Below are 26,071 nucleotides of genomic sequence, written 5' to 3' on the forward strand. Positions count from 1 at the left end.
TTAATATATTGGCTTTTCATAATCACCAGCATTCATACTAAAATGAACTTTTCCGTATTCAATGTTCTTTACGGTCATATTTTCTTCATAATAAGAATCTCGCAAAGTGATCATTGTTTCTTCTGTCATTTCTTCCAGTTTGATTAACCCTCCATTTTCTTTTATATAAGTTTGATTTTCCGTGTAAACTGCTTCCAGATTCGAGCATCGGGCAACATATCCCATTCTAATTGGGATTTGGTCAACGTTTAACGACGAAGGCCTAATTTCATGCGTATATAATCTATTTGTTGAAAGTGGGATTATAAAAGCTGAATTTGGATATAAAGTAACGCTGAATTCTTTTTCAAAAGAAGCATCAGTAACTGTATTTTTTAACTTAAAATTAAGCCTCGTCAATCCGCTTGTCTCTTTGTAACACCAATCGTATCTGTCTTTTTTAGAAGGTTTAAGTTTGTCAAAATTGGAATTATCATAGAAAGTACAAAAAGCAATAATTCCTTCTTTTGGCATATCCTTGGTTTTATCAGAATGCGCCTTTATTTTCGATTTTACTTCCTTAGAATTTTCATCTGATTTTACTTTATTTTCATAAATCTGAACCAAGACATGATTAACCTTTGTTTCTTCTTCAAAAGTCTGTTTAACAGCTTCGTTCAAAGCTTTCATTACAGAATGATCTGTTTCACGAAAATTATCTGTTGGACCTGTAAAATTGCTCGAGCATCTTAAAAGATTAAAATGCAGTATTTCTTTATCCGCAGTTTCTTCTTTTAAAATCTCACTTAAATAAATCCCGGTTCTCAAAGCTTTAGACCCTTTGTTGGACTCCGTTAAATTTTGAAATAAATGCTCCGATTTGATTTTATCGAAATAACCATTCCCAATGAACATTTCTCTAAAATAAACCCCGGCATTGCTCACCAAAATAGGAACTTGTCCAAGTTCTACAAATTTGATATTTGAACTTGCAAAGCCTTCATAATTAACAGAAAACTCTTTAATAACAAAGTAAGTACCGCTAGCATTTTTAAGCTGGCTGATATCACCAAAGGCATAAATTGTTTTATTGTTTATAGAAGTATTAATCTCCGAAAAGTGCTTAATAACTTTTCCGCAGAAATTAGAAACTAAATATCCAAGTTCTGATGAAGTGTCGATTGAATCTTGTAAAACAAGAAGTATATTTTTATCTTTTGAAATGCTGTTTTCGGTATGCGGTTTGGTCATTTTTTATTTAAATATGGATTAGGCTTAAAGAATTTATTTGTGAAATATTAATAAACAGGTTCCCAAAGTTCAATTTTATTGCCTTCTGTATCCATTATGTGTACAAATTTGCCATAATCATAGCTTTCAATTTCATCAAGAACCGTTACGCCGTTTGCTTTAAGTTTTTCTACAAGACCTTCGATATTTTGAACACGGTAATTCACCATGAAATCTTTTTTTGATGGAGAAAAATATTCATCACCTTTCTTAAAAGGGCACCATTGTGTTGATTCTATTTGCTCTGGTTTATCAAGATTTCTGGATTCAAAACTTGCCGAACCCCAATCGTTGATTTCTAAACCTAAATTTTTAGCATACCAATCTTTAGTTTCCTTCGGATTTTCAAGAAAAAAGAAAATACCGCCAATTCCAGTAACTTTTGGAGTTGTATCGTCTGGTTGATTTTGTGAGTCTGACATATTCTTCGTTTTAAAGGTTAGTTTTCTTTGACTAAGATAAAATTATTTTCATCACAAAAGGTAAATTTTCAATCAACAAATTTTAGAAAAGTAAAATCCGTTTTAAGCATTTCTATTTCATTTTCTCTGGTTTGTTGCTGCGCTTCTTTGGCATAAACAAACATTCTTTCTTCATAATCATTTATAGCACTTTCAATAGTTTGAAATTCTCCGTTTAATAGATTTTCAGATAAAATCAACGCATCCAGAAGTCCAATATTAGCACCTTGTCCGGCAAAAGGAGGCATTAAATGCGCTGCATCGCCAATAAGTGTAATAGGCAAGGGGCGGTTATTTTTCCATACTTTTTCTACAGAAATCTTTTTAGTTGGTAATCCGGTAAAGAAAGAAGTGGCACGAAATAATTCTTTATAGGATTCTCCCCAATCAGAAAGCTTATTTAAAAGAAATGTTTTGACATTTTCTATATTATGAAAATCAATTTCTAATGTTTCAGGCATCTTAAAAATAACATTGTAACTTAAAGCATTATTATTTTTAGGATTGGCAACCAATAAATTACCATTGTTAGAAGTCATCAAAATTTTATCACCGCACAACTCATAAAACCCTAAAGATTTTGCTTCTGATGCAGAAACTTCCCCTTGAATCATATACGTTCCCGTAAGTTCAACTTCGGCATCTGTGATATATTTTCTAATAGAAGTCATTCCGCCATTTGCACCAATAACAAAATCAGCTGCTGCCGTTTTTCCGTTTTCAAAATGTAAAAGCCATTTTCCGTTTTGTTCCTCAATTTCATTCAGTTTACTATCCCAAACAACTGTATTTTCTTTTAAACTGTCGATTAATAACGTTCTTAAATCATTGCGGTTTATTTCAGGAGCGTCGTATTGTTCTTCTACATTAGTTTCTTTACTAAATAATATATTTCCTTTATAATCAGTCATAATTCTTCCCATCGGAATTGCCATTTTATAATACGTTTCAAGCAATCCCGCCTTCTGCATCGCATCTTGACCAGAACCTTTATGTAAATCGAGCGTTCCGCCCCAAATTCTTGCTTTTGGATCTTTATCTCTTTCGTAAACTGTAACATTAATTCCGTTTTGTTGAAGTAATCTAGCCATTGTTAAACCAACCGGGCCTGCGCCAATAATGGCTATTTTTTTATTTGTGAGTAACATAATTTTATTGTTTAATTAGGTTACAAAATTGAGAAGACTACAGGAGATGAAATAGTAAAAATCAGTCGTTTTTGGTATTCATTTTTTTAATTGCCACAATATCCATAAAACGATTGTCTTTGTTTTTACTCAATTCTTTTGGCGTAACGCCAGAGTATTTCTTGATTTCTTTGATGAAATGATTTTGATCGGTGAAGTTTTGATCGGGAAAAAGTATGCCTTCGCTGATAGGTTTAAATGAAGAACCAAAGCGCAGAATATTGCAGTAAGCTTTTAAAGAAATCCCAAATTGCTGATTAAAGTAACGATTAATCTGGCGGCTGCTCCAAAACACGTTTTCAGATAGTTCCTTTACCGTTATTGATCCTTTTGAAGAATAAATAAACTCAAATAATTTTCTTTTTCGGTTATCAATATCTGATGTTGTAATGCTGTTTATTATTTGGGTTGCTTTACTGCAAAAATTCTCAAGAGTTTTTAAATCCTCAGCTTCAAACTGCCAGATTTCGTCTGAAATAATTTTATCATCATTTAAAACATCTTTGATAGAATCTCCAAATAAATATTCTACAGCCAATAATTTGAAGCCTATAGAAAACATTTTTGTTCCAATAGGAATTATAATCTGACTCGGAATTGTATCTAAACCCCGAATCGTTTTTTCCCAATTATCAGCATTTAAATTCATAACCGCCAAATCAACCATTGCGTTGGGCAAAATAGTTGACGGAATTTCTTTCCCAGTATTGTTCTCAAACATCCAAAAGCTGTGAACAAAATGCGAAATAGAATTATCTGGTAAAGCTGATTGAATTAATAAAGTCATTTTACTTTTAATAAGTAATTCAAAAGTACTATTTATTCTTAATGCTTCATATTTACGGCATTAAAAGAATAGGAAACCATTAAATAACTCCAAAATGCGAGTTTATTTTCATCCTGAATTTTAGGAAGATACTGCATCGCATTTGTTGAACTGTACCACGAAAACGCATAATTAATTTCTAATTGTTTTATTGGAGTATATTTTAATGAAAGATCATTTTCAAATCCAAGGAACTTTTTTACATTTTGCCCTTCATCATTTTTTAAGGGAAATTGATTGTAAAACAGATGAAAATCAGAACGAACAGAAAGTTTATCAGTTAAAGGAAATGAAGCAAATAAATACGGATTTACTAAACCTTTTCCACCAACATCTGCCGGAAAACGGGTAAATACATTCATATTTCCGTTAAATTTCCATGTCACGCCATAAAGCACATCAAAACTTTCAGATTCATCTGCAGGTAATTGTGAACGGTTTCCGCTGATTATTTCTGCACCTAAACGCAATATTGCTGTATTGAAAGAAAAGCGAATTTCCGGCTGAAAATAATAGGCAAACAATTTCTTGCCTTGAGATGTTCGTCCAAATTGCAAATAAGAATTTAATGTATAATACCAGTTATTGCTTTTATATTCAATTCTTCCTCCAGATGTGGCACGCCCGTACCTATTTCCAGATGCAGGATTTTCAAATAAATCAAATACATTCAATGAATTAAAAGAAAATCCATTGTCAAAATTATAATTGAAATTATTGACAGCTAAATATTTGTATTTATTAGAAGCCACGGGAGAGTAGGCCGGGTCAAATTCATTTCCGTATTTTCGGGTAAACAAAAAGAAAAAATCATTAGAGAAATGTTTTGCCGTTTTCATCAATCGTATTCCTTCATGCGCTCTGCCTTGCTGTGCCCAGGGTGCGTCAGAAAAAAGCCTTCCGTTGTCTAATAAAATACTTTGTCTTCCGAGCCGAATATTGAATGATTTGAATTTAGTTTCAAAATATAATTGATAGAGATTTATACTTCCAATTTTTGATTTTAAATTTTGTTCTTCCCAAACATGAATTTCTTGTATATCAGACTTTATTAACCATTTTTCTGCCGTATACGACATCGATATTCGGTTTCTTTGTGTTGTATAAAAATAAGGATCTATAGAATCGTTTGGCGGAAGAAAATAGTTAGAAGTATATTCAACTCTTGGCCTTAGTTCTATATTCATTAAAAACTGATTGGAAACAGGTTTTATTTCCTGAGCAGAAAATTGAATTGAAAATAAAAAAAGCAAGAAATAAATAAAGATTTTGACAAAGTTGAAAGTGCTGTTTATCATTTGAGATTATAATCAAATATCTTTATTAAAACCGTGATTTGGTTACTGATTTCTTTTTTGCTAATATAAAACTATTTCTAAATGCCTTACATCATTTTTAACACATAAAGTATTGATTATGTTAGCGAATATTTCTTTGGTTTCAAGCCAATTTGCTGTTCAAAAACCCTTGAAAAATGGCTGAGATTGGTAAAACCCAATTGATAACCAACTTCTGAAACTGATAAATGTTTTTCTTTTAAAAGTCTTGCGGCTTCCTGTATTCTCATATATTGATAATATTCAAAAACGCCTTTACCAAAAGTCTGTTTAAACAATTTTCGAAGTTTGGGTTCGCTCATTCCGGCTTCTTTTGCAAGCGAATTAATCTCTGGTGCTTTATCTAAATTAGATTGCAAATGGTATTTTATGGCATAAATTGCTTTAATATCTTTTATATGTATTCCGCTTGCCGGTGTTTCTTCACGCTGCAATAACAAAGCAAAAATATGACAGAGCAGTTCTTCGCATTTTAGCTTATTATAATGATTCTCTAAACTTTCGGGAATGGATTGATGCAGCATTTCGCTCGCAGTTGTAATCATGGCGGAAGAAATTCCTATTTCATAAGCAAAAGTATCTTTTGATGAAAGTATACTTGAAACTATGGAATGTTTTAATTCTCCAAATCGTTCCTGCAAATATTCTCTTGATGCTGAAATAGTTATACTTCTAAAAAACGTATTTTGAGGCATCGCCATTACAGATGAAACAGATTGCATTGCGATGAAAACATTGGGCTGTTCTGCGATTATGGTGCCTTGTTTTTGGTTAGAAGAATCAAAAATACCGCTGAGAAAAAAAATCACATTTTCTTGTCCTTCAGGAATTTCATTTTTACGATCAAGGACAATTTCTTCTTTTAAATAATAATTCCTGATCATCATTCGCAAATCTTTTCCCCATGTAAAACCAGTCATATAGCCTTCGCCAAAATGCTGTGGAATATCAATAAAACGTCCGCGAACACGAGCTCCAATTGCATCAGCAAACTTATGCAGGATTCCTGAACCGTTTTTATCTACAACTTCAATTTTCATTTACGACTATTTTAATATCAAAATAAGATATTTTACCTATAAAGATACAGATAATTTTGTAATGAAAATTTAAACAAAGTAAAAACGATATAATTATGTTATTAGATAATAAAAAAGTAGCCATTATTGGCGGAGGCCCAGGCGGATTAACTCTTGCCAGACTACTACAGGAAAAAGGAATTGATGTAAAAGTTTATGAAAGAGACGAAAACCGAAATGTTCGTCAGCAAGGTCATACACTTGATTTACATGAAGATACAGGTTTAAAAGCGATACAGGAAGCTGGATTGATGGAAGAATTTAAAAAATACTACCGTCCTGGAGCAGATAAAATGCGAATTGCCGATAAAGATATGACTGTAGTATTTGATGATCAGGAAGAAAAACCTGAAGATGATTTCGGAAACGAGCATTTTCGCCCGGAAATTGACCGCGGACCTTTGCGTGATTTACTGATTGCCTCGCTTAAAGAAGAAAATGTGATTTGGAATTCTAAATTCACCCAAATGAAACCTTTAGGAGCTGGCTGGGAAATTTCTTTTGAAAATGGAACAACAACTTATGCCGATTTCGTAATTGCTTCAGACGGCGCAAATTCGCGTGTGAGAAAATATCTTACAGACATCGAGCCTATATTTTCTGGCGTTACAGCGGTTGAAATTAATATTTATAAAGCAAAAGAAAATGCACCAAACCTTTGGAAGCTTGTAAACGATGGAAAACTTTTTGCTCTGGAAGAAGGCAAAACATTCTTTTGCAGCTCAAAAGCTGATGGCACCTTAACTATTTTAATTGGAATAAAAACAGAAGATAATTGGGTTACCAATTCAGGAATTAATTTTAAGGATAAAAACTCCGTTGCTGAATGGTTTAAAAACGAATTCAGAACCTGGAATACTGATTGGCAGGAAATTTTTGAAACCAATGAAATTTCTATTATTCCAAGACCTATGTATCATTTCCCGATTGACCAATATTGGAAACCGCTGCCAAATCTTACCATAATTGGTGATGCCGCACATCGTATTCCGCCTTATGCAGGAGAAGGAGCAAATCAGGCTATGGCCGATGCTTTAGATTTTTATGAAATATTTTGTTTTGGTAATTATGAAACTATAGAAGAGGCTGTTTCTTTATTTGAAAATAAAATGCGCAGTCGTATGGAAGAAATAACAGAAGATACTTTAAAAATGACCGACGCTATGCATGTAGAAAGCAATTTACAGTTTTTAACTGATTTTTTTAATCAAGTTTATTAGGGAGTTTACAGTGTTCAGTTTTTAGTGTTCAGTTTGTAATCACAGTTTGCAGACTGTCAGGCTGAGCGAAGTCGAAGCCCTCGTGTCGTAAAAGCCCTTCGACTTCGCTCAGGGTGACAGCTATTTTCAAAACTGAAAACTGCGACTGCGACTGAACACTAAAAACTGAATACTGAACACTTAAACAACAGCTTTTCTATCAATCGGTCTAAAATACCATGATGTAACTGTTAAAACCAATAATAATGTCGGGCCAAAATATGCTATACCAGAATCGTCTACGGCAAAATGAGAGAAAATAGCGCCGCTCATGGCAAAAAAGAATCCTGCGTAAGCCCATTCTTTTAATAAAGGAAACTTCGGAATTAAAATAGCTATAACGCCTAAGATTTTCCAAACGCCCAGAATGGTTAAAAAGTAAAGCGGATAGCCTAAATGTGCCATCATATCGGCTTCTTCCTTCATTTTTATAATTTGTACAATTCCTGTTGAAGTCATTCCTAATGCCAGCCAAAGAGTGGCAATCCAATAAATAATTTTATTTCTTTTGCTCATAACGATTTATTTAAGTTTGTTTACTATTTCCTGTAAGCGATTGTGTGCGAAGTTCAGGCCTTGTGCAAAAGGCAGTTTCAATTGTTGATCTCTGTGTTCTACAGATTTGTAGATAATCTGCATCGTAAGTCTGCTTGTTTCATCTGTAAGTTCTTCAAACTCCAAAAACTCCAATTGAGGTGCAAAATTGGCATTGTCCATTTCAAAAGTTCTGGTAATTCTTTCATTTGGAACAAAATCATGAATGACACCATTGGCACTAAAAACAACATTCCCGTTTTGGTCTTTGGTTTCAAACTGCCAGCCGCCATGTTGTTTGTTTTCTAATTTTACCACTTTTGTTCCCATCCATTGTTCTACAATTTCAGGTTCTGCATAAGCTTTAAAAAGTAAATCAACCGGAAGATCAAATTCTCTTGTAATTACAATTTCCTGCTGGCCATTTTCGGCATTAATTTTTGTTTTGCGTTCCATAAATTAATCTTTTTTGGGTTTATAGTTTTTCATTATGCTTTCTAATTTATTAAATCGTTCGTCCCACATTTGACGGAATGGCTCAATAAAATCAGCCACTTCTTTTATTTTCTTCGGATTTATATAGTAATAAATCTCGCGTCCGTTTTGCTGTTGGTCAAGCAGTTCGCATTCCGTTAATATTTTAATATGTTTCGAAATAGTCTGTCTTGACGAATCAAAATTTTCCGCTATAGTTCCTGGTGTCATCGCTTGAATGGCTACCAAATTTAAAATTGCTCTTCGCGTTGGATCGGCAATTGCCTGAAAAACATCTCTACGTATTTCCATTGTGCAGTTATTTGACTGCAAATATAATGAAGTCATTTGACTGCACAATATTTTTTACGAAAAATTTTATATTTTTTTGAAATTATGAGGAGTTACAGGCGTTTTTTTATAATTTTAAATTCAATAAAAAAGAAGAAAACATGAATAATAATGCTAAAGTATTTCAATATTCATTTGCGAGTATTTATCGATTGTATAAGGAAAAAGTAGAGAAGAAGGGACGCACTGCAGAAGAAGTAGATACAGTTATACTTTGGCTGACGGGTTATAACGATAAACAATTTAGAGATCAAATCGAAAAGAAAGCAGATTTGCAGACCTTTTTTGCAGAAGCACCAAACCTGAATCCAAATGCATCTAAAATTACTGGTGTAATCTGCGGTTACCGAATTGAAGATATCGAAGATCCGTTAATGCAAAAGATTCGCTACATGGATAAATTAGTAGACGAATTAGCTAAAGGAAAAAAAATGGAAAAAATCCTAAGAGAATAAAAAAAAAGCCGTTTTAAAGAATTATAACGGCTTTTATTTACAACAATATTTGGAATTTAAAAATTGGAATTTAATTTTTTACATATTATAAGGCAATCTATCAGCATCATTTTTGCTTCTGTTAAAACGATAAATAACATTCAAATTAATATAGCGTCCTTGCGATCTGGCTTCAGATTCTAAATAATAATATTGAGTTGTAATTTTTTCAGTCGTAATCTGCGAATTAAATAAATTATTTACGTTTAAAGTTACCGACATTTTATCTCCAAGGAAGTCCTTGCTCAAACCTAAATTTGCACTATACTGAGCCTCTGTAAGTGATTGAACGCCTTGATTTTTTCCTCGATATCTAAAACTGAATTCTCCCGAAATAATTTTAGGAAACTTCACTACAGATCTAAAATTTGAAAGCCAGGTTTGATCTTCGGCATTATAATTTACGTTTTCAAAAGTTCCCTGCTGTTTGAATTTGTAATAATTAAAATCTAAAGCCAGTCTAAGCCATTTTGTTGGATTATAAGTCGTCGAAACTTCTGCACCGTAACGGTCTTCAGTATCAAGGTTTACAGGCGTGCTTACAAAATAATTTTCATCGGTACGTTTTACTATATATTCAAAATAATTGGTTGTATGCTTGTAATAAACAGACGGATTAATGCTGAATTTCCCCGGTTTTGTCAATAAGGTAAACTCAAAAGAATTGGTAAACATTGGGTTCAAATCTGGATTTCCTACCGTTAAATTTCTTAAATCTGAAACTCCCGAAAATGGATTTAACTGCCAGAATCTTGGTCTGTTGATTCGTTTACTGTAGCTCAACTGCAAATCTGTTTTTTCGGTTAAATTGTATACAAAATGCAGCGTAGGGAAGAGGTTAATGTAGTTTTTAGTATTATTAAAAGTGTTTTTTGTATCTGCAATTTTTATATCAGACAATTCAGAACGCAGCCCTAACTGGTAATTAAACTTTTCATATTTGCTTGAAAACTGAAAATAAGCACTGTATAAATTCTCATCGTATTTTAATTTATTGGTAAATTGTTCTTGTAGTACATTATCCAGAATGGTGTGATAATCACTTCTCAGCGCACGAAGATCACTTCTAATTCCCATTTCAATTTTAGAATTTTCAGAAATTGGGTCTACAAAATCTGATTTTATAAAAATATCATTACTGCTTTCAATATCTCTTGAATACAAATTAGAAACCGAAGCATTAAAAGGAAATGTTTTTTTCTGTGTAATATATTGGTTTTCATCATCATTCCAAAAATCATATTGTAAACTTGTTGTCCATTTTTTATCCTTTCTGTCAAACGTTTTTACATAATTTAATTCTAATGCATTGTAAATTTGAGGTTCTTTATACTTTTCAGATCTCGAAATAATACTATCCGTAACATTATTGGCATTTGAATAATTGTAGTTGTAATGCATTTTGTTGTTATTGTTGTCTTTACTACGGTAATAACTTCCTGTTAATGTGTTTTTTGAGTTGATATAATAATCCCCGCCTACGTACATATTATACACGCCAATGCTTCGTTTCATATCATCATACTGATTTAAAATTGTTGTTGTACCGTTATCTGTATTCGTTTGAAACTGTTTGTTATACCCATAAATATCTAAATAACGATACCCTAAATTTCCAAAAAGATTCACTTTTTCTGTTTTATAACTCACATTGGCATTTAAGTTATGTCTCGCAGGATTTCCAATTCCGGCTTGAAGCGAACCGTTAAAGCCTTTCATGGTGTTCTTTTTCATAATAATATTAATAATTCCCGCACCGCCCTGCGCTTCATATGCCGAAGAAGGATTGGTAATAACTTCTACTTTTTCAATATTGGCCGCAGATATTTGCGACAAACCATTATTAGTGGTCAGCATAGAAGGTTTTCCGTTTATCAATACCGTAACGCTGCTGTTTCCTCTAAGGCTTACAACTCCTGCAATATCAACATTTACCGAAGGAACATTGTTTAAAATATCATTTGCAGACCCGCCGCTGGATAAAATATCTTTACCAACATTAAAGACTTTTTTATCGATTTTCATTTCTACCGCTGATTTTTCGGCAATAACATTTACTTCGTCTAATTGATTTATACTTTCTTCTAAAAGAATGTCTTTCATAACAATATCTTTATTCAATTGAATATTTTCAGCCGTAAAAGTTTTGTATGACATATAAACGGCTTTAAGCTGATAATTTCCAGAATTGCTTTTTAAAATGTAATTTCCATCAGCATCTGTAACGGCTTCTTTTTTATTTTCTGCAGATGATAATAAAAGCGTTACATAAGGTAAAGCCTGTTTGGTTTTAGAATCTACTATTTTTCCTTTGATAGTAAATTGTGATGTTTGTGCTCCAGATGTGAAGCTGAATAGTAATACGATTAATAATGTTAACTGTTTCATTTTTTGATTGGTTTAGAATTTTAAGCAAAACTCCTTTTTAATTTCACTCAAAATTTTCACGCATGATATAAGGGCGATTATTGCGTATAAACAATCAAATAGAAACCATAAATCGTGTTTATATCCAATTTTTATATGTTCGTATCTTTTTTTTGCATGTTCATCGACAACCATTTTGTCTTTCTAAATAAATGTTAACTTTGATTTACTTAGATTTTTAGTTGCTAAGATTCTGAGACACTAAGTTTTTTTTTAAATCAGCAACTTAGAAAAGAATAATAAACCTTTAGAAAAAATCTTAGAATCTTAGACCCTTAGCAACTCAGCAACTTAAAAAAAACATGACACCATTCGAAAAAATTATAAAGTTCTCTAAAGAGCACAGAATAAGTACCCATATTATTTTTTGGACATTTATTTTTATTATGTTTTTTAGCAAAAACACTTCTTCTGAACCAGAAGAATTATGGGTTGATATAGCATACACATTATATTATGAGTTGTTTTCTATCATTGGGGCTTATTTTATGTCTTATAGAATTTTACCCCGCTTAATGATTACACAAAAGCATAATTGGGTTTGGGCAGAATTGGTTCTGGGAAGTTATGCTATCTCTGTTATTGCCAGAATTGCAATGGTGTACGGCTTGGAAACTCTTACGCGCAAACGACCTTTTAATCAGGAACCTATTGCTGAAATCCTGACTGATTTACCTACTTTATTTGGAGCTTACTTTTTGCACATTCTTTCGTTATCTATATTTTTTATTTTTATAAAATTGATAAAAGATCAGTATGTTGTTCAGAAAAGGTCTTTACTGCTTGAAAAACAAAAAGCAGAAACCGAATTAAAAATCCTGAAAGCACAATTAAACCCTCATTTTTTGTTTAATACGCTTAATAACATTTATTCGCTATCTATTACAAATTCTCCAATAACTTCAAAATCAATTGCTGTTTTGTCTGAGATTTTAGATTGTATTTTATACCGATGCAGTGCGACTTATGTTCCCATTTCTCAGGAAATCTCGTTGCTTGAAAATTATATTACGCTCGAAAAACTAAGATATGATGAGCATTTAAGCGTTGTATTCAATCATTCTATAGATCACAATAAATCTATTGCGCCTTTGATTTTACTTTCTTTGGTCGAAAATGCCTTTAAACATGGAGCAGGAGAGGACACAGGAAGTTCTCCTAATATTCAAATTGATTTGAAGCTGCAAGGTGATCGTTTTGAGTTTAAGATTGTAAACTCCATAAATAAAATTGACAGCGAATCTGGAAACGGAAAAATTGGATTAAATAATATTATCCAGCAGCTTGATAAAATTTATCCCGAACATTATACTTTTGATGTTACTAAAACCGAAAAGGATTTTACGGCTTATTTACAGATTAATTTAGCAACCGAATATAATTTAGCTTAAAATGAAAATAAAGTGTTTATTAGTCGACGACGAGCCTTTAGCAATCAGCTTATTGCAGAATCATATCAGTAAATTAGATTATTTTGAAGTGGTAGGAACTTGTCCAAACGCTTTAAAAGCCGCCGATGTATTGCGTACAACTCCTGTAGATTTGATGTTTTTAGATATTAAAATGCCGCAGATTACGGGAATAGATTTTTTAAAAACATTAAAGAATCCGCCGGCTGTTATTTTTACTACCGCTTACCGTGAATATGCCTTAGAAAGTTACGAGCTCGATATTGTAGATTATCTTTTAAAACCGGTTACTTTCGATCGTTTTTTTAAAGCCGCAGATCGTTATTTAAGAATTAGCGGACCTGTAAACAGCAAGATAATTACGCCTTCGCAGGAAGATTATATTTACATCAAAAACGGGCCAAAATTCAATAAAATAAACGTCGATACAATTTTGTATATCGAAAGTGTCAAAGATTATATTATTGTACATCAAAAAGATGGTGTAAAACTAAATGCGAAATATAAAATCAGCGATATTGAATTAGAATTGCAGGATAAAAACTTCCTGAGAATTCACCGCTCTTTTATCATTAATTTAAAAAATATCACGGCATTTACGCCTTACGATGTAGAAATTGGAACTATTGAAATTCCTATTGGAGCGAGTTATAAAGAATACGTTTTTAAAATTTTAAAAAATTCATAGCAATAAAAAACTCCTTAAATGATTTACTTAAGGAGTTTTTTATTGCTTTTGTGGTTATATCAGGATAGCAAAGCTTATATTTTTTTGAGCGTAAGTTTCATTTCTTTACTGTCCAGAATTAATTCGTCACTGGTAATAGTACTTTCGCAAGGGTATGGGGTGCCAACTTCATCTTTAATTACTAAACTTTTTCCACCTTTTGTCAATGCATAAGTACCATTTGTAATTTCTCTTGTCAAGAATCCGGTAACATGCCCATCTTTTGTAAATGTTAAAGTTCCATCCGTTAAAATTACAGCTTTTAAAGAATCCGAAATGGGCATTTTCGGTTCTACCGCTGTAATTTTCCAAGAGCTTACCAGTGTATTTCTCTTAGAACATGAAATCATTAATACTGAAGCCAATGCAAGCGCGAAGATAAATAATTTAGATTTTTTCATGATTTTGTGATTAAAGATTAGAAATGAAAAGGTACGAAAAAAATTATTATCTATAACGTTATAGCTGCAGAAAGTTAGATTGAGTCATCTGATTTCTAATATCTTATAGAAAAACCTAGTTTTTCAAGAGTTTCAAAAAATCAATTCAGGGTCAAAGCTCCCAGAATTTCTTCATACATAAACGGGCCTCCGGGATAAGTTGCTGTATAATCGAGATTCATCCAGACCTGACCACGTTCATCAATATGGTAATGCAGGTTTTTACCATAACTTTCTCTTGGAAAAAGTACATTTTTAATTAGATAATTGACCTTTTCCAAATCAATCATAGAGCCTATTAATATTTCGGGATAAATATGGCCTTTGGTGTGTATAAGTCTTGGAGTTCCGCCAATAGAGCGAATTGCCGCCGCCATTAAAATAGAATGATCATCACAATCTCCTGAAAAATATTCTAATGATTCGCTGGCAGTAGCAATATAATCGCCTTCTTTTGGGTCGTTGACATAATTCCAGCGACCGTTTATTTCTTTAAAAACAGCAAAACACTGAATTATGGTTCTATAATCAGAATAACCTTTTATTCCTTTAAAATGCTTTGAAGTGGCCATAATAGCAAAATTTCGAACTTTCGGATTTTGATATTCAATGGCACTTATAATTTTTGATTTATTGGGAAACGGCAGCAGTTTTGCCACAATTATATCCTGCGGATACGGATTGTCTGACATGGTATAAATCATCGAATTATAATCTTCAGAAATCTCACTGAAGCCATAATTCCCAATAACCGATCCGTAAAATAAAACCAATAAATAAACCGCGACGCATAAAATGATTATGGTTCGCAGATACATTAGTAAAAAGAAAACAACAGCAAAAACAAAAATAAATATAAAAACACGATCCAGATTGAAAGCCCATTCCAGATCGATAAGGTTTTGATGCAAAATGATAAATATGGGAATCGTAATAAAAAGACTCAACACAGAAATAATAATCCTATCCCAAGGTGATTTCACCTGTAATTTGGATTTTAGCTGCGGTAGGTCAATTTTGGGAAAATTTATCATAAGAATCAAAAGCAGTTTTACAGCGCTTTCACCGTTTCAACAAAAGTACTTTTTTTATCAATAATTCCCAGATCAAATAATTGATTTTGAATTTTGATAAATGCTTTTTCACTTAAATGTTTTTGTGACCATTGTGTTAGTTTCAGCCATTCCTGAATATCTTCAACTTTTTGATTGAATAATTCGGCTAAAGTCTTGTCAATATCAGGAATCTGAGCAAAATCATGCGTTGTTTTATTAATAACTTCCAATACTTTTTCAACCACTTTTGGATTCTTTTTCAAGAATTCGTCGCGAACCGTGATTACAAATGAAGGCCATGGAGTAGGGCAGTCGCCAACACGCCTGAAAATTCCCTGATCAACCAGCGGTTTTGTCATAAAACGTTCCCACATAAAATAATCTGCAGTTTCGTTTGTCAAAGCTTCTACAGCGCCGTCAATAGTATTAATAATTTCAAATTGAAGCTTGTCGCTGTTCCAGCCTTGTTCATTTGCATTTACATAAGCCATTAATTGTGAACCTGAACCAATTCTTGAAATCGCAACTTTCTTGTTTTCTAAATCTTTTACAGTTTCGAAATCTGATTTTGCTGCAACGTGAATGCCCCAAATTAAAGGTGACTGCACATAAATCTGAACAATTTTACTTGGGTTTCCTGCCGTAATATCTTTTACAATTCCTTCTGTCAAGATAACGGCCATATCAGCTTCGCCGTCGCGCAGCATCTGACACATTTTTCCGGTACCTTCAGGAACGTTTTTCCATTGTAAATCGATATTTTCTGCTTCAAATTCGCCATTTTCAATGCATAAATGCCATGGCAGATTGAAGTGTTCAGGAACACCTACAATTTTTACAGTTTTCATTATAGTTTAAGTTTAAGTTAAGTTTGGTATGCGTATTTTTAAGTTTGTAAGTTTAGTTTTTTATTAAATCAGCCCTGTGTTTGTCTGAAAGGCAAGGTTCTGCATATTGAATAATTTCCTGAGATTCGTATTCGTTTAAAATACTTCTCACAATCGAATAATCAACATCGCGAACCACTTCTACAGAAAGAAAATTATCATTTAATCCTTCTGATAAACAATTTATTGCTTTTAGTTTTTCTCTGATGATTTCCTTGTCAAATCCTTTTTCCAAAATAATCACCTGAACAATTGAATTTCCTGAATTTTCAATTGTTTCTTTATAAACCAGGCGATCTTCCTCTTCATCAAATTCGGCATAAAATAAATCATCAGTAGCAATCAACGGTCCGAAAAATGGGATATTATCTAATTTAAAAAGTCCTTTTTCTAAATCTACAATTTCGGCCCACATCGTTTCTGAAACTGTTTCTTCTAAATAATCACTGTAATATTTAAATAATATTTTTTTATGTGTTTCCTGCATTATTCTATTTCGTTTATTATGGCTTTTAAGGATGATATTACAATACGATAACCATCTGGATCCTGAATCATTTTTCCGTTTTCGTTCCAAAACGGATTAGCTGCAGTTATCGTTGCAATATTATGGTGTATAAGCTTATTTATTAATTCGTTGTAATCTGAAATTGTTTTGGGATAAAGCACAATTACATCGTCTTCATCAAAAGAATGATTGGCTTTTACATTGGATTGTGTAAATCCAAAATGCCAGTCTAAACCCGATTTTCCAATAAAAATTCCATCGTAATTGTTGTGTTTTTCAAAACCTCCTAATTGTTCAAAACCGAGAATATCGACGTAAAAATCTTCAATTCTCTTTAAATCATTCGTATGTCTTGCTACTCTTAAAAACATAATCTAAGATTTTATCTGATTGATATGATGTTCTAAATGTTCTACATAATCCGTCATAAGAAACCTTAAATCAATCACTGATTCATCACTCAAAACAATTTTATAATCTAGAGCCTTCTCATCAACAGATTTCATGAGTCTCACAATTTGCTTGTTTAATACCAGCCACAACTGCAAAAGCTCATCAGGATCCATTATTTGATACTGATTTAAATTTACTAAATCTATTTGATTATATGGTCGGTGCTGATAAGGTTTTTCTAGATAATTAATTTCAGTAAAACGTACCAAATTATGAATTGCTGAATCTGTCAAATGACCTAAAATTTCTTTTTTAGACCATTTTCCAGCGGCTTTAGCTTCTAAAACTTCGTTACTTAATGTTGAAAAATGATTCACATTTTCGTTCAGTAATTTTTCAAATTTAAGAATAGCTGCCTGCATTATTTACTACTTGAAAGTTTATTTAAAGTATAAGTAATCAATTCATCAACAGCTTTATAAGGATCTTCACTAAAAGTTCCCGAAGCACGATTGGCAATAATTGCATTTAAAGATAAGGCATTATGCCCTAAAAGAGAAGAAAGCCCATAAATTGCTGCAGTTTCCATTTCAAGATTAGTAATGCGATTGTCATTAAAATCAAAATTATCCATTTTATTGTTTAATTCTTCATCCTGAATATTCAGTCTCAAAACACGGCCTTGCGGACCATAAAACCCTCCGGCTGTAGCGGTTATTCCTTTGAAAATTTTATCTGATTCGATAATTTTTTCCAGTTTCTCTGAACACGGAATCACGTAAGGTCTTCCTTTTCTAATATCCCAGTTGGTGTGAAGAATAAAAGCATCTTCAAGAGCTGTATTCGAAACTTCGTCAATTAAATAGGAGCGAAGCATGTTATCTAAACCAAGTCCAAATTTTGACATTACAAAACTGTCTACAGGAATATCTGCCTGCAAAGAACCCGAAGTTCCAATTCTGACAATATTCAAAGAAGTCAATTTTTCTTTTGGCTGACGTGTTTTTAAATCGATGTTTACCAAAGCATCTAATTCGTTTAAAACAATATCAATATTATCAGGCCCAATTCCAGTTGACATTACAGAGATTCTTTTCCCTTTGTAAATTCCCGTTTGGGTTTTAAATTCTCTTTTTTGTGTTGAATATTCAATCGAATCAAAAAACTGAGTAATTTTTTCGACTCTATTCTGGTCTCCAACAAAAATAATATCGTTGGCAATATGTTCAGGACGAAGGTTTAAGTGGTAAACACTTCCATCCGGGTTAAGTATTAATTCTGATGATTTTATCATTTTTTTTAGTTACTAAGGTTCTGAGATGCTAAGATTCTAAGTTTTTTTAAAGGTACAAAGTTGCAAAGAGGCAAAGATTCAAAGGTTTTTCTGTAGAGGTGCACAGCTGTGCATCTATAAAATTCCATAATTTAAATTCCAAATTCCAATTACTCAAATTTACACAAAGCTTTGCGAACTTTGCATTTTTATAAAAAACTCAAAGTAAAAAATCTTAGCGAACTTTGCGTTAAAATAAAAAATTGGAATTTGGGATTTAAATTTTGGAATTTTTATCCTCCGACACGCTTCGTTTTAAATCCTTTTTCTTTTAAAATTGCCATAATTTTGTCGCGGTAATCGCCTTGTATGATGATTGAATCATCTTTAAAAGTACCGCCAACGCTTAATTTTGTTTTGATTTCTTTGGCTAATACTTTAAAATCTTCATCGCTTCCTTCATAACCTTCAATTATAGTCGTTGGTTTTCCTTTGCGTTTTTCAAATTTACAGATCATTGGTTCTTTTTGTACATACAAAACATGATCCTGTTCCTGAATTACCTCAGGTTCGTTTGATTCTTCGTGATCTGGAAATAAGTTTTTTAACTGATCTTTTAAGTCCATATTTTTTTATTCTAAAAATAAATTTCAACCATAAAGGTATTTAAAAATTAAATTCCAAACTCCAAGAAAAGCTTGGAATTTGGAATTTTAATATTGGAATTTATTTAAGTTTTTATTTCTTAATTAAACCTAATTCTACCAAACGTTCGTGTAAAAACTCGCCCGCTGAAATATCCTCATATTTCTTAGGATGTTCTGCATCAATACATTTATCCAAACAATCCAGGCGCATATCGCTTACAGGATGCATAAAAAACGGAACTGAATAACGAGAAGTTCCCCATAATTCCCTAGGCGGATTTACAACCTGGTGAATTGTAGATTTAAGTTTATTATTAGTATGTCTTGACAACATATCGCCCACATTAATCACTAATTCATCGTCTGCCGCAATAGCATCAATCCATTCACCGTCGTGGTTTTGAACCTGAAGTCCTTTACCTTGAGCACCCATTAACAAAGTGATTAAATTGATATCACCGTGAGCTGCTGCACGAATCGCGTTTTCTGGTTCAGAAGTAATTGGAGGATAATGAATTGGTCTTAAAATAGAGTTTCCTTCTTTTGCATAATCATCAAAATAAAACTCATCAAGTCCAAGGTGTAAAGCCAAAGCTCTTAAAACATAAATTCCTGTTTTTTCAAGCATTTGGTAAGCCTCTTTACCAACTTCATTAAAACGAGGCAATTCTTTAACTTCTACATTTTCAGGATATTCTGAAGCCCATTTAGAATCTTTGTCAACATACTGGCCAAAATGCCAGAATTCCTTCAAATCTCCCTCTTTACGTCCTTTAGCATGTTCTTTTCCAAAAGAGACATAACCTCTTTGACCGCCAATTCCGGGAATTTCATAATTATGCTTAGTTTCTACTGGCAAGGCGAAAAATTTTCTAATTTCACCATAAAGTTCGTCTACCAATTTGTCATCTAAGAAATGACCTTTTAAGGCAACGAAGCCAATGTTTTCAAATGCACTGCCGATTTCATTTACAAATTTTTGTTTACGTTTCGGGTCGTCCGAAAGGAAATCACGTAAGTCTACACTAGGAATGTTTTGCATACTTTACATTTTTATTTAAGAAAAAAAGGCGCATTAAGCCTTTCAATAACAAAGGTAGAGAATATTTTATATTTGAATTTTATAAATTACCATAAAATTTAGTTTTATATCCAATTTTTAATACAAATTCTGAATTAAAATTTTAAATTCTGAAAAATTAATGCATTTATTTTTTGTAGCTAAAATATTATAAAAAATACTGGTCTGACGAAAAAAACCGATTATATTTGTGTTCGCTTTTTTTAAACCGAAAACTGCAAATTATTTTCTATTTTTATAGAATTAAAGATATGCGTTTTTAAATTATTTAACAATTAGATGTAAAATTGTTATATTTTTTTATATTTGAAAAACTAAACTTACTACAAAAATGATCTTTTACAGAGAAAACCTTACTGACGAAAAATTACTAGATTTATATAAAAAAATCTTGAAACCGCGCTTGATTGAAGAGAAAATGCTCATTTTGATCCGACAAGGAAAAGTTTCAAAATGGTTTTCAGGAATAGGCCAGGAAGCTATTGCAGTAGGAGTTACGTCTGTTTTAGACGAATCTGAATATGTATTGCCAATGCACCGAAATCTGGGCGTGTTTACAACCCGAAATATTCCATTGCACCGACTTTTTTCGCAATGGCAGGGAAAGGCAAACGGTTTTACAAAAGGCCGTGACAGAAGTTTTCACTTTGGAACGCAGGAATACAATATTATAGGTATGATTTCGCATTTGGGTCCGCAATTAGGAATTGCTGACGGAATTGCGCTGGCTAATAAACTTCAGGACAATAAAAAAATCACAGCGGTTTTTACCGGAGAAGGCGCTACCAGCGAAGGAGATTTTCACGAAGCATTGAATATTGCGGCGGTTTGGAAGCTTCCGGTTATGTTTGTTATCGAAAACAACGGCTACGGACTTTCTACACCAACAAACGAACAATATTTATGTGAAAACCTTGCTGATAAAGGAATTGGTTACGGTATTGAAAGCTGGATTATTGACGGAAATAATATTGTTGAAGTCTACAACAAACTATCGAAGTTAAAACAGGAAATGATCGAGAACCCGCATCCGGTTTTATTAGAATTTAAAACTTTCAGGATGCGCGGGCATGAAGAGGCGAGTGGGACAAAATACGTTCCGCAAGAATTAATGGACGAATGGGAAGCTAAAGATCCGGTTACCAATTATAGAAAATATCTAACAGAAATTGGAGTTCTTACCGAAAAACTGGACGAACAATTGCGTGCTGAAATTAAGTTGGAAATTGATAAAAATTGGGCAATGGCAAATGCCGAACCTGAAATAGAGCCAACTTATAGTGGAGAATTAGATGATGTTTATAAAGACTTTGAATATGAAGAATATACTCATGGCGAAGAAGTAAAAAATATTCGTTTTATAGATGCCATCCGAAATGGTTTAGAACAATCTATGTGGCGTAATAAAAACTTAGTCATAATGGGGCAGGACATTGCTGAATATGGTGGAGCTTTTAAAATTACAGATGGATTTGTTGATGCTTTTGGAAAAGATCGCGTTCGAAATACTCCAATTTGCGAAAGTGCCGTAGTTTCGGCTGCAATGGGATTATCCATCAATAATTATAAAGCCATTGTCGAAATGCAGTTTGCTGATTTTGTTTCGACAGGTTTTAATCCAATTGTCAATTTATTAGCAAAATCACATTATCGCTGGGGCGAAAAAGCCGATGTTGTCGTTAGAATGCCTTGCGGCGGAGGAACACAAGCTGGGCCGTTTCATTCGCAGACAAATGAAGCCTGGTTTACTAAAACTCCGGGTTTAAAAGTTGTTTATCCGGCGTTTCCTTATGATGCAAAAGGTTTATTAAATACCGCCATTAACGACCCAAATCCGGTTTTGTTTTTTGAACACAAACAATTATACAGAAGTATTTATCAAGACGTTCCAACAGATTATTATACTATTCCGTTTGGGAAAGCGGCTTTATTAAAAGAAGGAAATGCGGTAACCATTATTGCTTTTGGAGCTCCGGTTCACTGGGCTTTAGAAACTTTAGCCAATAATCCTGAAATCCATGCTGATTTAATTGACTTAAGAACTTTACAGCCGCTTGATACCGAAACTATTTTTGCTTCGGTTAAAAAGACCGGAAAAGCTATTATTTATCAGGAAGACACTATGTTTGGCGGAATCGCAAGTGATCTTTCGGCTTTAATTATGGAAGAATGCTTCGAATATTTAGACGGGCCGGTAAAAAGAGTAGCAAGTTTAGATTCCCCAATTCCGTTTACAAAAGCTCTTGAAGATCAGTTTTTAGCTAAAAATCGTTTTGAAGAGGTTTTATTCGAGTTACTGAGATACTAAGATTCTAAGTTGCTAAGATATTGAGGTTCTAAGATGCTAAAATTGTTTCTGAGTTTAAAAAAACTTAGAATCTTAGCATCTTAGAACCTTAGTAACTTTAAATAAGAACTACTAATCTTTTGCCATCAGAAACATCAGCGTTCCACATTTTCTCGATATCGACTAAATTCACTTTCTCGATATTTACTTTTAGTTTGTTCTGAGAAGCCAAAAGAAACATTTCAGGAAGAATTTCTGAAAACAACAATTTCACTTCATCCTTTGTCCAGCTTCCTAAACCTGAACCCGACAATTGCAAATCAACGCTTCGTAAAATTTGAGCAGATAATTGAATGGTGTCGCCAGACATTGAACCTACAGAAACATATCTCGTTTTAGGAGTAAAATTTCCGTTTCCTTTTAAAACCGAAAGAATCAATTCTGCCGAATGTCCCCACAAATAATCCAAAACAATATCAATTGGTGTATTTTGATGAATTTCTTTAAGCTTCGACACAAAACTTTTATCATCCTGTTTTAAAGAAACAATTTCATCAGCGCCTAATTCTAAAAGACTTTCAAGAGTTTTCTCGTTTCTTCCGATAACAATTATTTTCTTCGCTCCATAATGTTTCGCAATCTGAATGGCCATTTGTCCCGTAAAACCAGTTGCGCCATTAATTAAAACCGTTTCTCCTGATTTTATTCCAGCTCTAAAACGAAGCGCCATTGCCGAACCTGCAACCGCATTTGGCATTGCTGCGGCTGTTGCATCTTCAATTCCGTCTGGCAATGCGACCATTCGGTTTTTCTCGACTAAAGCTTTTTCCGCTATTGTTCCGGAAATTCCGCGGGCATAAACTCTGGTTCCGTTTTCTAGTAAACCTATGGCGTCACTCCCAATTACAAATCCGTTTTGATTTTCATTTTCCGAAGAATAATGTTCTCCGCTTGCAATTCCTTTGTCCAGATTAGTAATCGCTACAGCTTTAACCGAGATTAAAACCTCATTTTCATTTGTTGCGATTGGTTCTTGGAATTCTGCATATTTTGGCAATTCGCCTTTTTTATAAACTACTGCTGCTTTCATAATTTTAAATATTAAATTTTATGAAGCAAAATTATAGGGCTGTTTATGGGCAAACGATAACATTTGTTATCAAATGAAATAAGAAACAATTATCAAGTTTTTTTTTAAAACCATATAAGTTATATAAGTTAATTTAAGTCTAGCTTACAATTTCTTATATAACTTATATGGTGAAATTTTAATTATTTTTTGTGAACCAGTTTACTTTTGATTCGGCTTAAATGAACCGTGCTCACACCAAGATAAGAAGCAATGTAATGCTGCGGAACGCGCTGCACAATTTGAGGTTTTTCTTCAATTAAACTAAGATAACGCTGAGTAGGGGAGTCTTTTATGAAAGAAAAAAAGTGTTTCATATAGTCAAATGTTCTTTGAAAAAGCATATTGATTAACCGATCCCGAAGTTCTGGGATTTCTTTAATTTCTTCCAAAATTGTATCGACATCATTTTTAGAAATCCACCATAAAACAGAAGGCTCGATTGTTTCCACCACAACCGGACTCGGAAATTTTTTAATAAAACTTTCAATAGAAGCAACGCTATGATTTTCGAAAAAGAACTGTGAAGTCAAATCTTTTCCGTTATTATTAAACCAAACTCTGATACAGCCTTTTTCGATTATAAAAAGCTTTTTAGAAACTTCGCCTTCTTCGATCAAAACAGTTTTTGCAGGAACTTCAATACGATTGAAATAACTCGTGTATTCGTTCCATTTTTCATCGGTTAAAGGGAATTTATTTCGGAATTGGTCGAACATTTTTTATGTAATTTTAAGTTCTTTTGCTAAAGTGAGATTTGTTGTCACAAGCAAGTTATCACTCATACCATAAACCTTATTTTGTTCTGAATCTTTGAACTCGGAAGCGCTCAAAATTATCGTTTTTCCATTTTCTGTTTCAAGTAAGAAAGTCTGTGGATATATTGAGAAAGAAGCTTCTTCCCAGATTATTTTAAAATCAATAATTTTCTGACCAATTAAGTTAATCCACTTTTCCTCATTAGAAATATCCCATTTTTGTTCATAATCATTTGGAGTTTTCTCTAAATCAATCTCTTTTGATAAAAGTCCGTAACTAAAAAATGTATTATCCCAAAAAACATAAATTGTTTTGTTAGTCATTTGAAAATAGATAGAATGATCTAAAGTATCTATTTCTGGATATTTAGTAAAATAGGTAGGTTCTGGAATAAGATGCTCATTATCTTCAAAAACATATTGAATTTCTCCATAAATAACTCCTCGAATTATTTCTCCAACAAACATTTTACGACAATTGTTTTCGTAGACAATATGCTCATCTGTCAATATCATGGAAATTATTTAGAATCGGATTCAACCTCAAACAACTGCACTTGACTTTTAAGTCTCTCAATCAATAAATTCATCATTCGTTTATTTAAACTAGATGAATTCTGAATATAAGTTTCGTATTCTTCAATGGTAAAAAGTGCCATTACAATTCCTTTTAGGGAATTACGGAACTTAATATCTTTTTGAATGGAATTTTCTATAGTCTGCAGTTTCTTCTCAACTGTGTACGAATAAAAATCAGGTTTATTTTTATTTACATAATTAATAAAAACCGCAATAAACAAATCGTTCTGAAGTTTTAAAATAGGCCTAATCGTCTGATTTTGAAAGATCTCATCTGGAGAAGACTGAGCACTTACAGTTCCTAAAGTTTCGCCTCTTAATTCTCTTAAAAAAGTGTCTCTATCTGCCATGTTTTTTCTTTAAATTTAGAAAAAATCTTTTAATAAATTATATTTAATACATTTATTAAATATTAATTTCACTTAAAAATCAGCATCATGAAAAACAAGTCAATTATACTGACCGTAATTCTTCTAATCATTGCATCAGGAAATTATTTTAGAAGTAATTCATTATCAAATATTCGTAATGTAGATTTCCTTTCTATTTTTGCCATTGGAGTATTATTTGGCGTTCTCATAGTTCAAATTTTTCAATTGATTAAAAAGAATTAACTGTTTAAAAAGTTAACCATATAAGTTATATAAGAAAATTTAAGTTTCATTCTTAACGAACTGAATACTTGTATGGTCAAGATTAGGCTTTAATTTAAATGAACTTATATAACTTATATGGTTTAACACACACACTCATGAATATAAAATCTTTGGTTTTTCTCCTGTTGATATTGGTTACTATAGTTTCCTGCAATTCAAAAGAGGATAAAAATGATTATCAGGAAGTTTTGTATCGCGCCGTAAATAATAAAGACACCGCAATTTTAGCGCTTAATATAAGTGACAAACGTTTTTTTGGTCGTTATGAAATATCTTATTATAAAGTAGGAAAGGATTCCGGCGATGTAAGAGGGGATATAAACGGAAATACTTTAAGAGGCGATTTTCATTATATATCAAACGGTGGAACCTGGAAAAGAGTGCCTTTAGCTTTGCTTAAAAAAGAAAACAAACTGATTCTGGGAAATGGAGTAGTGGGAACTTACTTTAATCTTCCGTGCTTTATTGACGGAACTTTGAATTATAAAGATCCGAAGTTTGTTTTTGAAGAAATTAAAAGATAGTATTCAGTCGCAGTCTCAGT

At 32.6% G+C, this 26,071-nt stretch carries 30 protein-coding genes; 7 read left to right on the top strand and 23 right to left on the bottom strand.

Annotation, left to right across the window (positions count from 1 at the left end; all coding sequences use genetic code 11):
- The 6 genes from APR43_RS16305 to APR43_RS16330 form a co-directional block, all read right to left on the bottom strand.
- Entirely contained in the window at positions 1-1,230 is a 1,230-nt protein-coding gene (locus APR43_RS16305; protein WP_053473216.1) for a hypothetical protein, read from the bottom strand.
- 47 nt (positions 1,231-1,277) lie between these two features.
- Positions 1,278-1,691, bottom strand: a complete 414-nt coding sequence (locus APR43_RS16310; protein ID WP_053473215.1) for a VOC family protein — start codon at positions 1,689-1,691, stop codon at positions 1,278-1,280.
- A gap of 68 nt (positions 1,692-1,759) precedes the next feature.
- The gene (locus tag APR43_RS16315) at positions 1,760-2,878 is read right to left on the bottom strand and encodes an FAD-dependent oxidoreductase (RefSeq protein ID WP_088636421.1); all 1,119 of its coding nucleotides are present in this window, start codon (positions 2,876-2,878) and stop codon (positions 1,760-1,762) included.
- Between the two features lie 61 nt (positions 2,879-2,939).
- Positions 2,940-3,704 carry a helix-turn-helix domain-containing protein gene (locus APR43_RS16320; protein WP_053473213.1) on the bottom strand — a complete coding sequence of 255 codons (765 nt, stop codon included), beginning with the start codon at positions 3,702-3,704 and terminating at the stop codon, positions 2,940-2,942.
- 38 nt (positions 3,705-3,742) lie between these two features.
- A complete protein-coding gene (locus APR43_RS16325; protein ID WP_123924605.1) occupies positions 3,743-4,930 on the bottom strand; it encodes a hypothetical protein in 1,188 nt (395 codons plus the stop codon).
- Between the two features lie 227 nt (positions 4,931-5,157).
- Positions 5,158-6,120, bottom strand: coding sequence for an AraC family transcriptional regulator (locus APR43_RS16330; RefSeq protein WP_053473211.1), 963 nt, complete (start codon positions 6,118-6,120; stop codon positions 5,158-5,160).
- 95 nt (positions 6,121-6,215) lie between these two features.
- Between APR43_RS16330 and APR43_RS16335 the strand changes: the two genes are divergently transcribed.
- The gene (locus APR43_RS16335; protein ID WP_053473210.1) at positions 6,216-7,379 is read left to right on the top strand and encodes an FAD-dependent oxidoreductase; all 1,164 of its coding nucleotides are present in this window, start codon (positions 6,216-6,218) and stop codon (positions 7,377-7,379) included.
- Positions 7,380-7,559: 180 nt separating this feature from the next.
- Here APR43_RS16335 and APR43_RS16340 read toward each other — a convergent pair whose 3' ends face one another.
- The 3 genes from APR43_RS16340 to APR43_RS16350 are packed head-to-tail and all read right to left on the bottom strand — an operon-like array spanning position 7,560 to position 8,738.
- Complete coding sequence (locus APR43_RS16340) at positions 7,560-7,934, bottom strand: DoxX family protein (RefSeq protein WP_053473209.1); 375 nt, start codon at positions 7,932-7,934, stop codon at positions 7,560-7,562.
- 6 nt (positions 7,935-7,940) lie between these two features.
- A complete protein-coding gene (locus APR43_RS16345) occupies positions 7,941-8,408 on the bottom strand; it encodes an SRPBCC domain-containing protein (RefSeq protein WP_053473208.1) in 468 nt (155 codons plus the stop codon).
- Positions 8,409-8,411: 3 nt separating this feature from the next.
- Positions 8,412-8,738: an ArsR/SmtB family transcription factor gene (locus APR43_RS16350; protein WP_053473207.1), complete on the bottom strand. Its 327-nt coding sequence runs from the start codon at positions 8,736-8,738 to the stop codon at positions 8,412-8,414.
- Positions 8,739-8,878: 140 nt separating this feature from the next.
- Between APR43_RS16350 and APR43_RS16355 the strand changes: the two genes are divergently transcribed.
- Positions 8,879-9,232, top strand: coding sequence for a DUF2200 domain-containing protein (locus tag APR43_RS16355; RefSeq protein WP_053473206.1), 354 nt, complete (start codon positions 8,879-8,881; stop codon positions 9,230-9,232).
- A gap of 78 nt (positions 9,233-9,310) precedes the next feature.
- On the opposite strand, the gene APR43_RS16360 is transcribed toward APR43_RS16355, so the two are convergent.
- On the bottom strand, positions 9,311-11,659 hold the full coding sequence (locus tag APR43_RS16360; protein ID WP_053473205.1) for an outer membrane beta-barrel family protein: 2,349 nt from the start codon (positions 11,657-11,659) through the stop codon (positions 9,311-9,313).
- Positions 11,660-12,000: 341 nt separating this feature from the next.
- On the opposite strand from APR43_RS16360, the gene APR43_RS16365 reads away from it, so the two are divergent.
- Positions 12,001-13,089: a sensor histidine kinase gene (locus tag APR43_RS16365; protein WP_082356458.1), complete on the top strand. Its 1,089-nt coding sequence runs from the start codon at positions 12,001-12,003 to the stop codon at positions 13,087-13,089.
- Between the two features lies 1 nt (position 13,090).
- Complete coding sequence (locus tag APR43_RS16370; protein WP_053473203.1) at positions 13,091-13,795, top strand: LytR/AlgR family response regulator transcription factor; 705 nt, start codon at positions 13,091-13,093, stop codon at positions 13,793-13,795.
- A 74-nt stretch (positions 13,796-13,869) separates the two neighbouring features.
- Here APR43_RS16370 and APR43_RS16375 read toward each other — a convergent pair whose 3' ends face one another.
- The 9 genes from APR43_RS16375 to APR43_RS16415 form a co-directional block, all read right to left on the bottom strand.
- Entirely contained in the window at positions 13,870-14,235 is a 366-nt protein-coding gene (locus APR43_RS16375; RefSeq protein WP_053473202.1) for a hypothetical protein, read from the bottom strand.
- 140 nt (positions 14,236-14,375) lie between these two features.
- Positions 14,376-15,308: a transglutaminase-like domain-containing protein gene (locus APR43_RS16380; RefSeq protein ID WP_053473201.1), complete on the bottom strand. Its 933-nt coding sequence runs from the start codon at positions 15,306-15,308 to the stop codon at positions 14,376-14,378.
- Positions 15,309-15,325: 17 nt separating this feature from the next.
- Positions 15,326-16,177 carry a substrate-binding domain-containing protein gene (locus APR43_RS16385; RefSeq protein WP_053473200.1) on the bottom strand — a complete coding sequence of 284 codons (852 nt, stop codon included), beginning with the start codon at positions 16,175-16,177 and terminating at the stop codon, positions 15,326-15,328.
- A gap of 52 nt (positions 16,178-16,229) precedes the next feature.
- Positions 16,230-16,703, bottom strand: coding sequence for a DUF4265 domain-containing protein (locus APR43_RS16390; protein ID WP_053473199.1), 474 nt, complete (start codon positions 16,701-16,703; stop codon positions 16,230-16,232).
- Positions 16,703-17,095 (bottom strand): VOC family protein, encoded by a 393-nt coding sequence (locus tag APR43_RS16395; protein WP_053473198.1) that lies wholly within the window; start codon positions 17,093-17,095, stop codon positions 16,703-16,705. The genes APR43_RS16390 and APR43_RS16395 overlap by 1 nt, the downstream gene beginning before the upstream one ends.
- Before the next feature lie 3 nt (positions 17,096-17,098).
- Complete coding sequence (locus APR43_RS16400; protein WP_053473197.1) at positions 17,099-17,539, bottom strand: DinB family protein; 441 nt, start codon at positions 17,537-17,539, stop codon at positions 17,099-17,101.
- Complete coding sequence (locus tag APR43_RS16405) at positions 17,539-18,411, bottom strand: nucleoside phosphorylase (protein WP_053473196.1); 873 nt, start codon at positions 18,409-18,411, stop codon at positions 17,539-17,541. The genes APR43_RS16400 and APR43_RS16405 overlap by 1 nt, the downstream gene beginning before the upstream one ends.
- Positions 18,412-18,683: 272 nt before the next feature.
- Positions 18,684-19,016 carry a translation initiation factor gene (locus APR43_RS16410; protein WP_053473195.1) on the bottom strand — a complete coding sequence of 111 codons (333 nt, stop codon included), beginning with the start codon at positions 19,014-19,016 and terminating at the stop codon, positions 18,684-18,686.
- A 112-nt stretch (positions 19,017-19,128) separates the two neighbouring features.
- Complete coding sequence (locus tag APR43_RS16415; protein ID WP_053473194.1) at positions 19,129-20,079, bottom strand: isopenicillin N synthase family dioxygenase; 951 nt, start codon at positions 20,077-20,079, stop codon at positions 19,129-19,131.
- Between the two features lie 370 nt (positions 20,080-20,449).
- On the opposite strand from APR43_RS16415, the gene APR43_RS16420 reads away from it, so the two are divergent.
- The gene (locus APR43_RS16420; RefSeq protein WP_053473193.1) at positions 20,450-22,426 is read left to right on the top strand and encodes a thiamine pyrophosphate-dependent enzyme; all 1,977 of its coding nucleotides are present in this window, start codon (positions 20,450-20,452) and stop codon (positions 22,424-22,426) included.
- Between the two features lie 97 nt (positions 22,427-22,523).
- Here the strand turns inward: APR43_RS16420 and APR43_RS16425 are convergent, their stop codons facing one another.
- The 4 genes from APR43_RS16425 to APR43_RS16440 form a co-directional block, all read right to left on the bottom strand.
- On the bottom strand, positions 22,524-23,495 hold the full coding sequence (locus APR43_RS16425) for a zinc-binding alcohol dehydrogenase family protein (RefSeq protein ID WP_053473192.1): 972 nt from the start codon (positions 23,493-23,495) through the stop codon (positions 22,524-22,526).
- Between the two features lie 182 nt (positions 23,496-23,677).
- Entirely contained in the window at positions 23,678-24,253 is a 576-nt protein-coding gene (locus tag APR43_RS16430; RefSeq protein ID WP_053473191.1) for a Crp/Fnr family transcriptional regulator, read from the bottom strand.
- Positions 24,254-24,256: 3 nt separating this feature from the next.
- A complete protein-coding gene (locus APR43_RS16435; protein WP_053473190.1) occupies positions 24,257-24,808 on the bottom strand; it encodes a hypothetical protein in 552 nt (183 codons plus the stop codon).
- Between the two features lie 5 nt (positions 24,809-24,813).
- On the bottom strand, positions 24,814-25,221 hold the full coding sequence (locus APR43_RS16440) for a hypothetical protein (RefSeq protein ID WP_053473189.1): 408 nt from the start codon (positions 25,219-25,221) through the stop codon (positions 24,814-24,816).
- A gap of 87 nt (positions 25,222-25,308) precedes the next feature.
- On the opposite strand from APR43_RS16440, the gene APR43_RS24515 reads away from it, so the two are divergent.
- Positions 25,309-25,485: a hypothetical protein gene (locus APR43_RS24515; RefSeq protein ID WP_165590699.1), complete on the top strand. Its 177-nt coding sequence runs from the start codon at positions 25,309-25,311 to the stop codon at positions 25,483-25,485.
- Positions 25,486-25,622: 137 nt separating this feature from the next.
- The gene (locus APR43_RS16445) at positions 25,623-26,051 is read left to right on the top strand and encodes a hypothetical protein (RefSeq protein ID WP_053473188.1); all 429 of its coding nucleotides are present in this window, start codon (positions 25,623-25,625) and stop codon (positions 26,049-26,051) included.
- Positions 26,052-26,071: the final 20 nt, after the last annotated feature.

It is taken from the genome of Flavobacterium sp. NLM (assembly GCF_002210235.1).
GTDB lineage: Bacteria > Bacteroidota > Bacteroidia > Flavobacteriales > Flavobacteriaceae > Flavobacterium > Flavobacterium panici.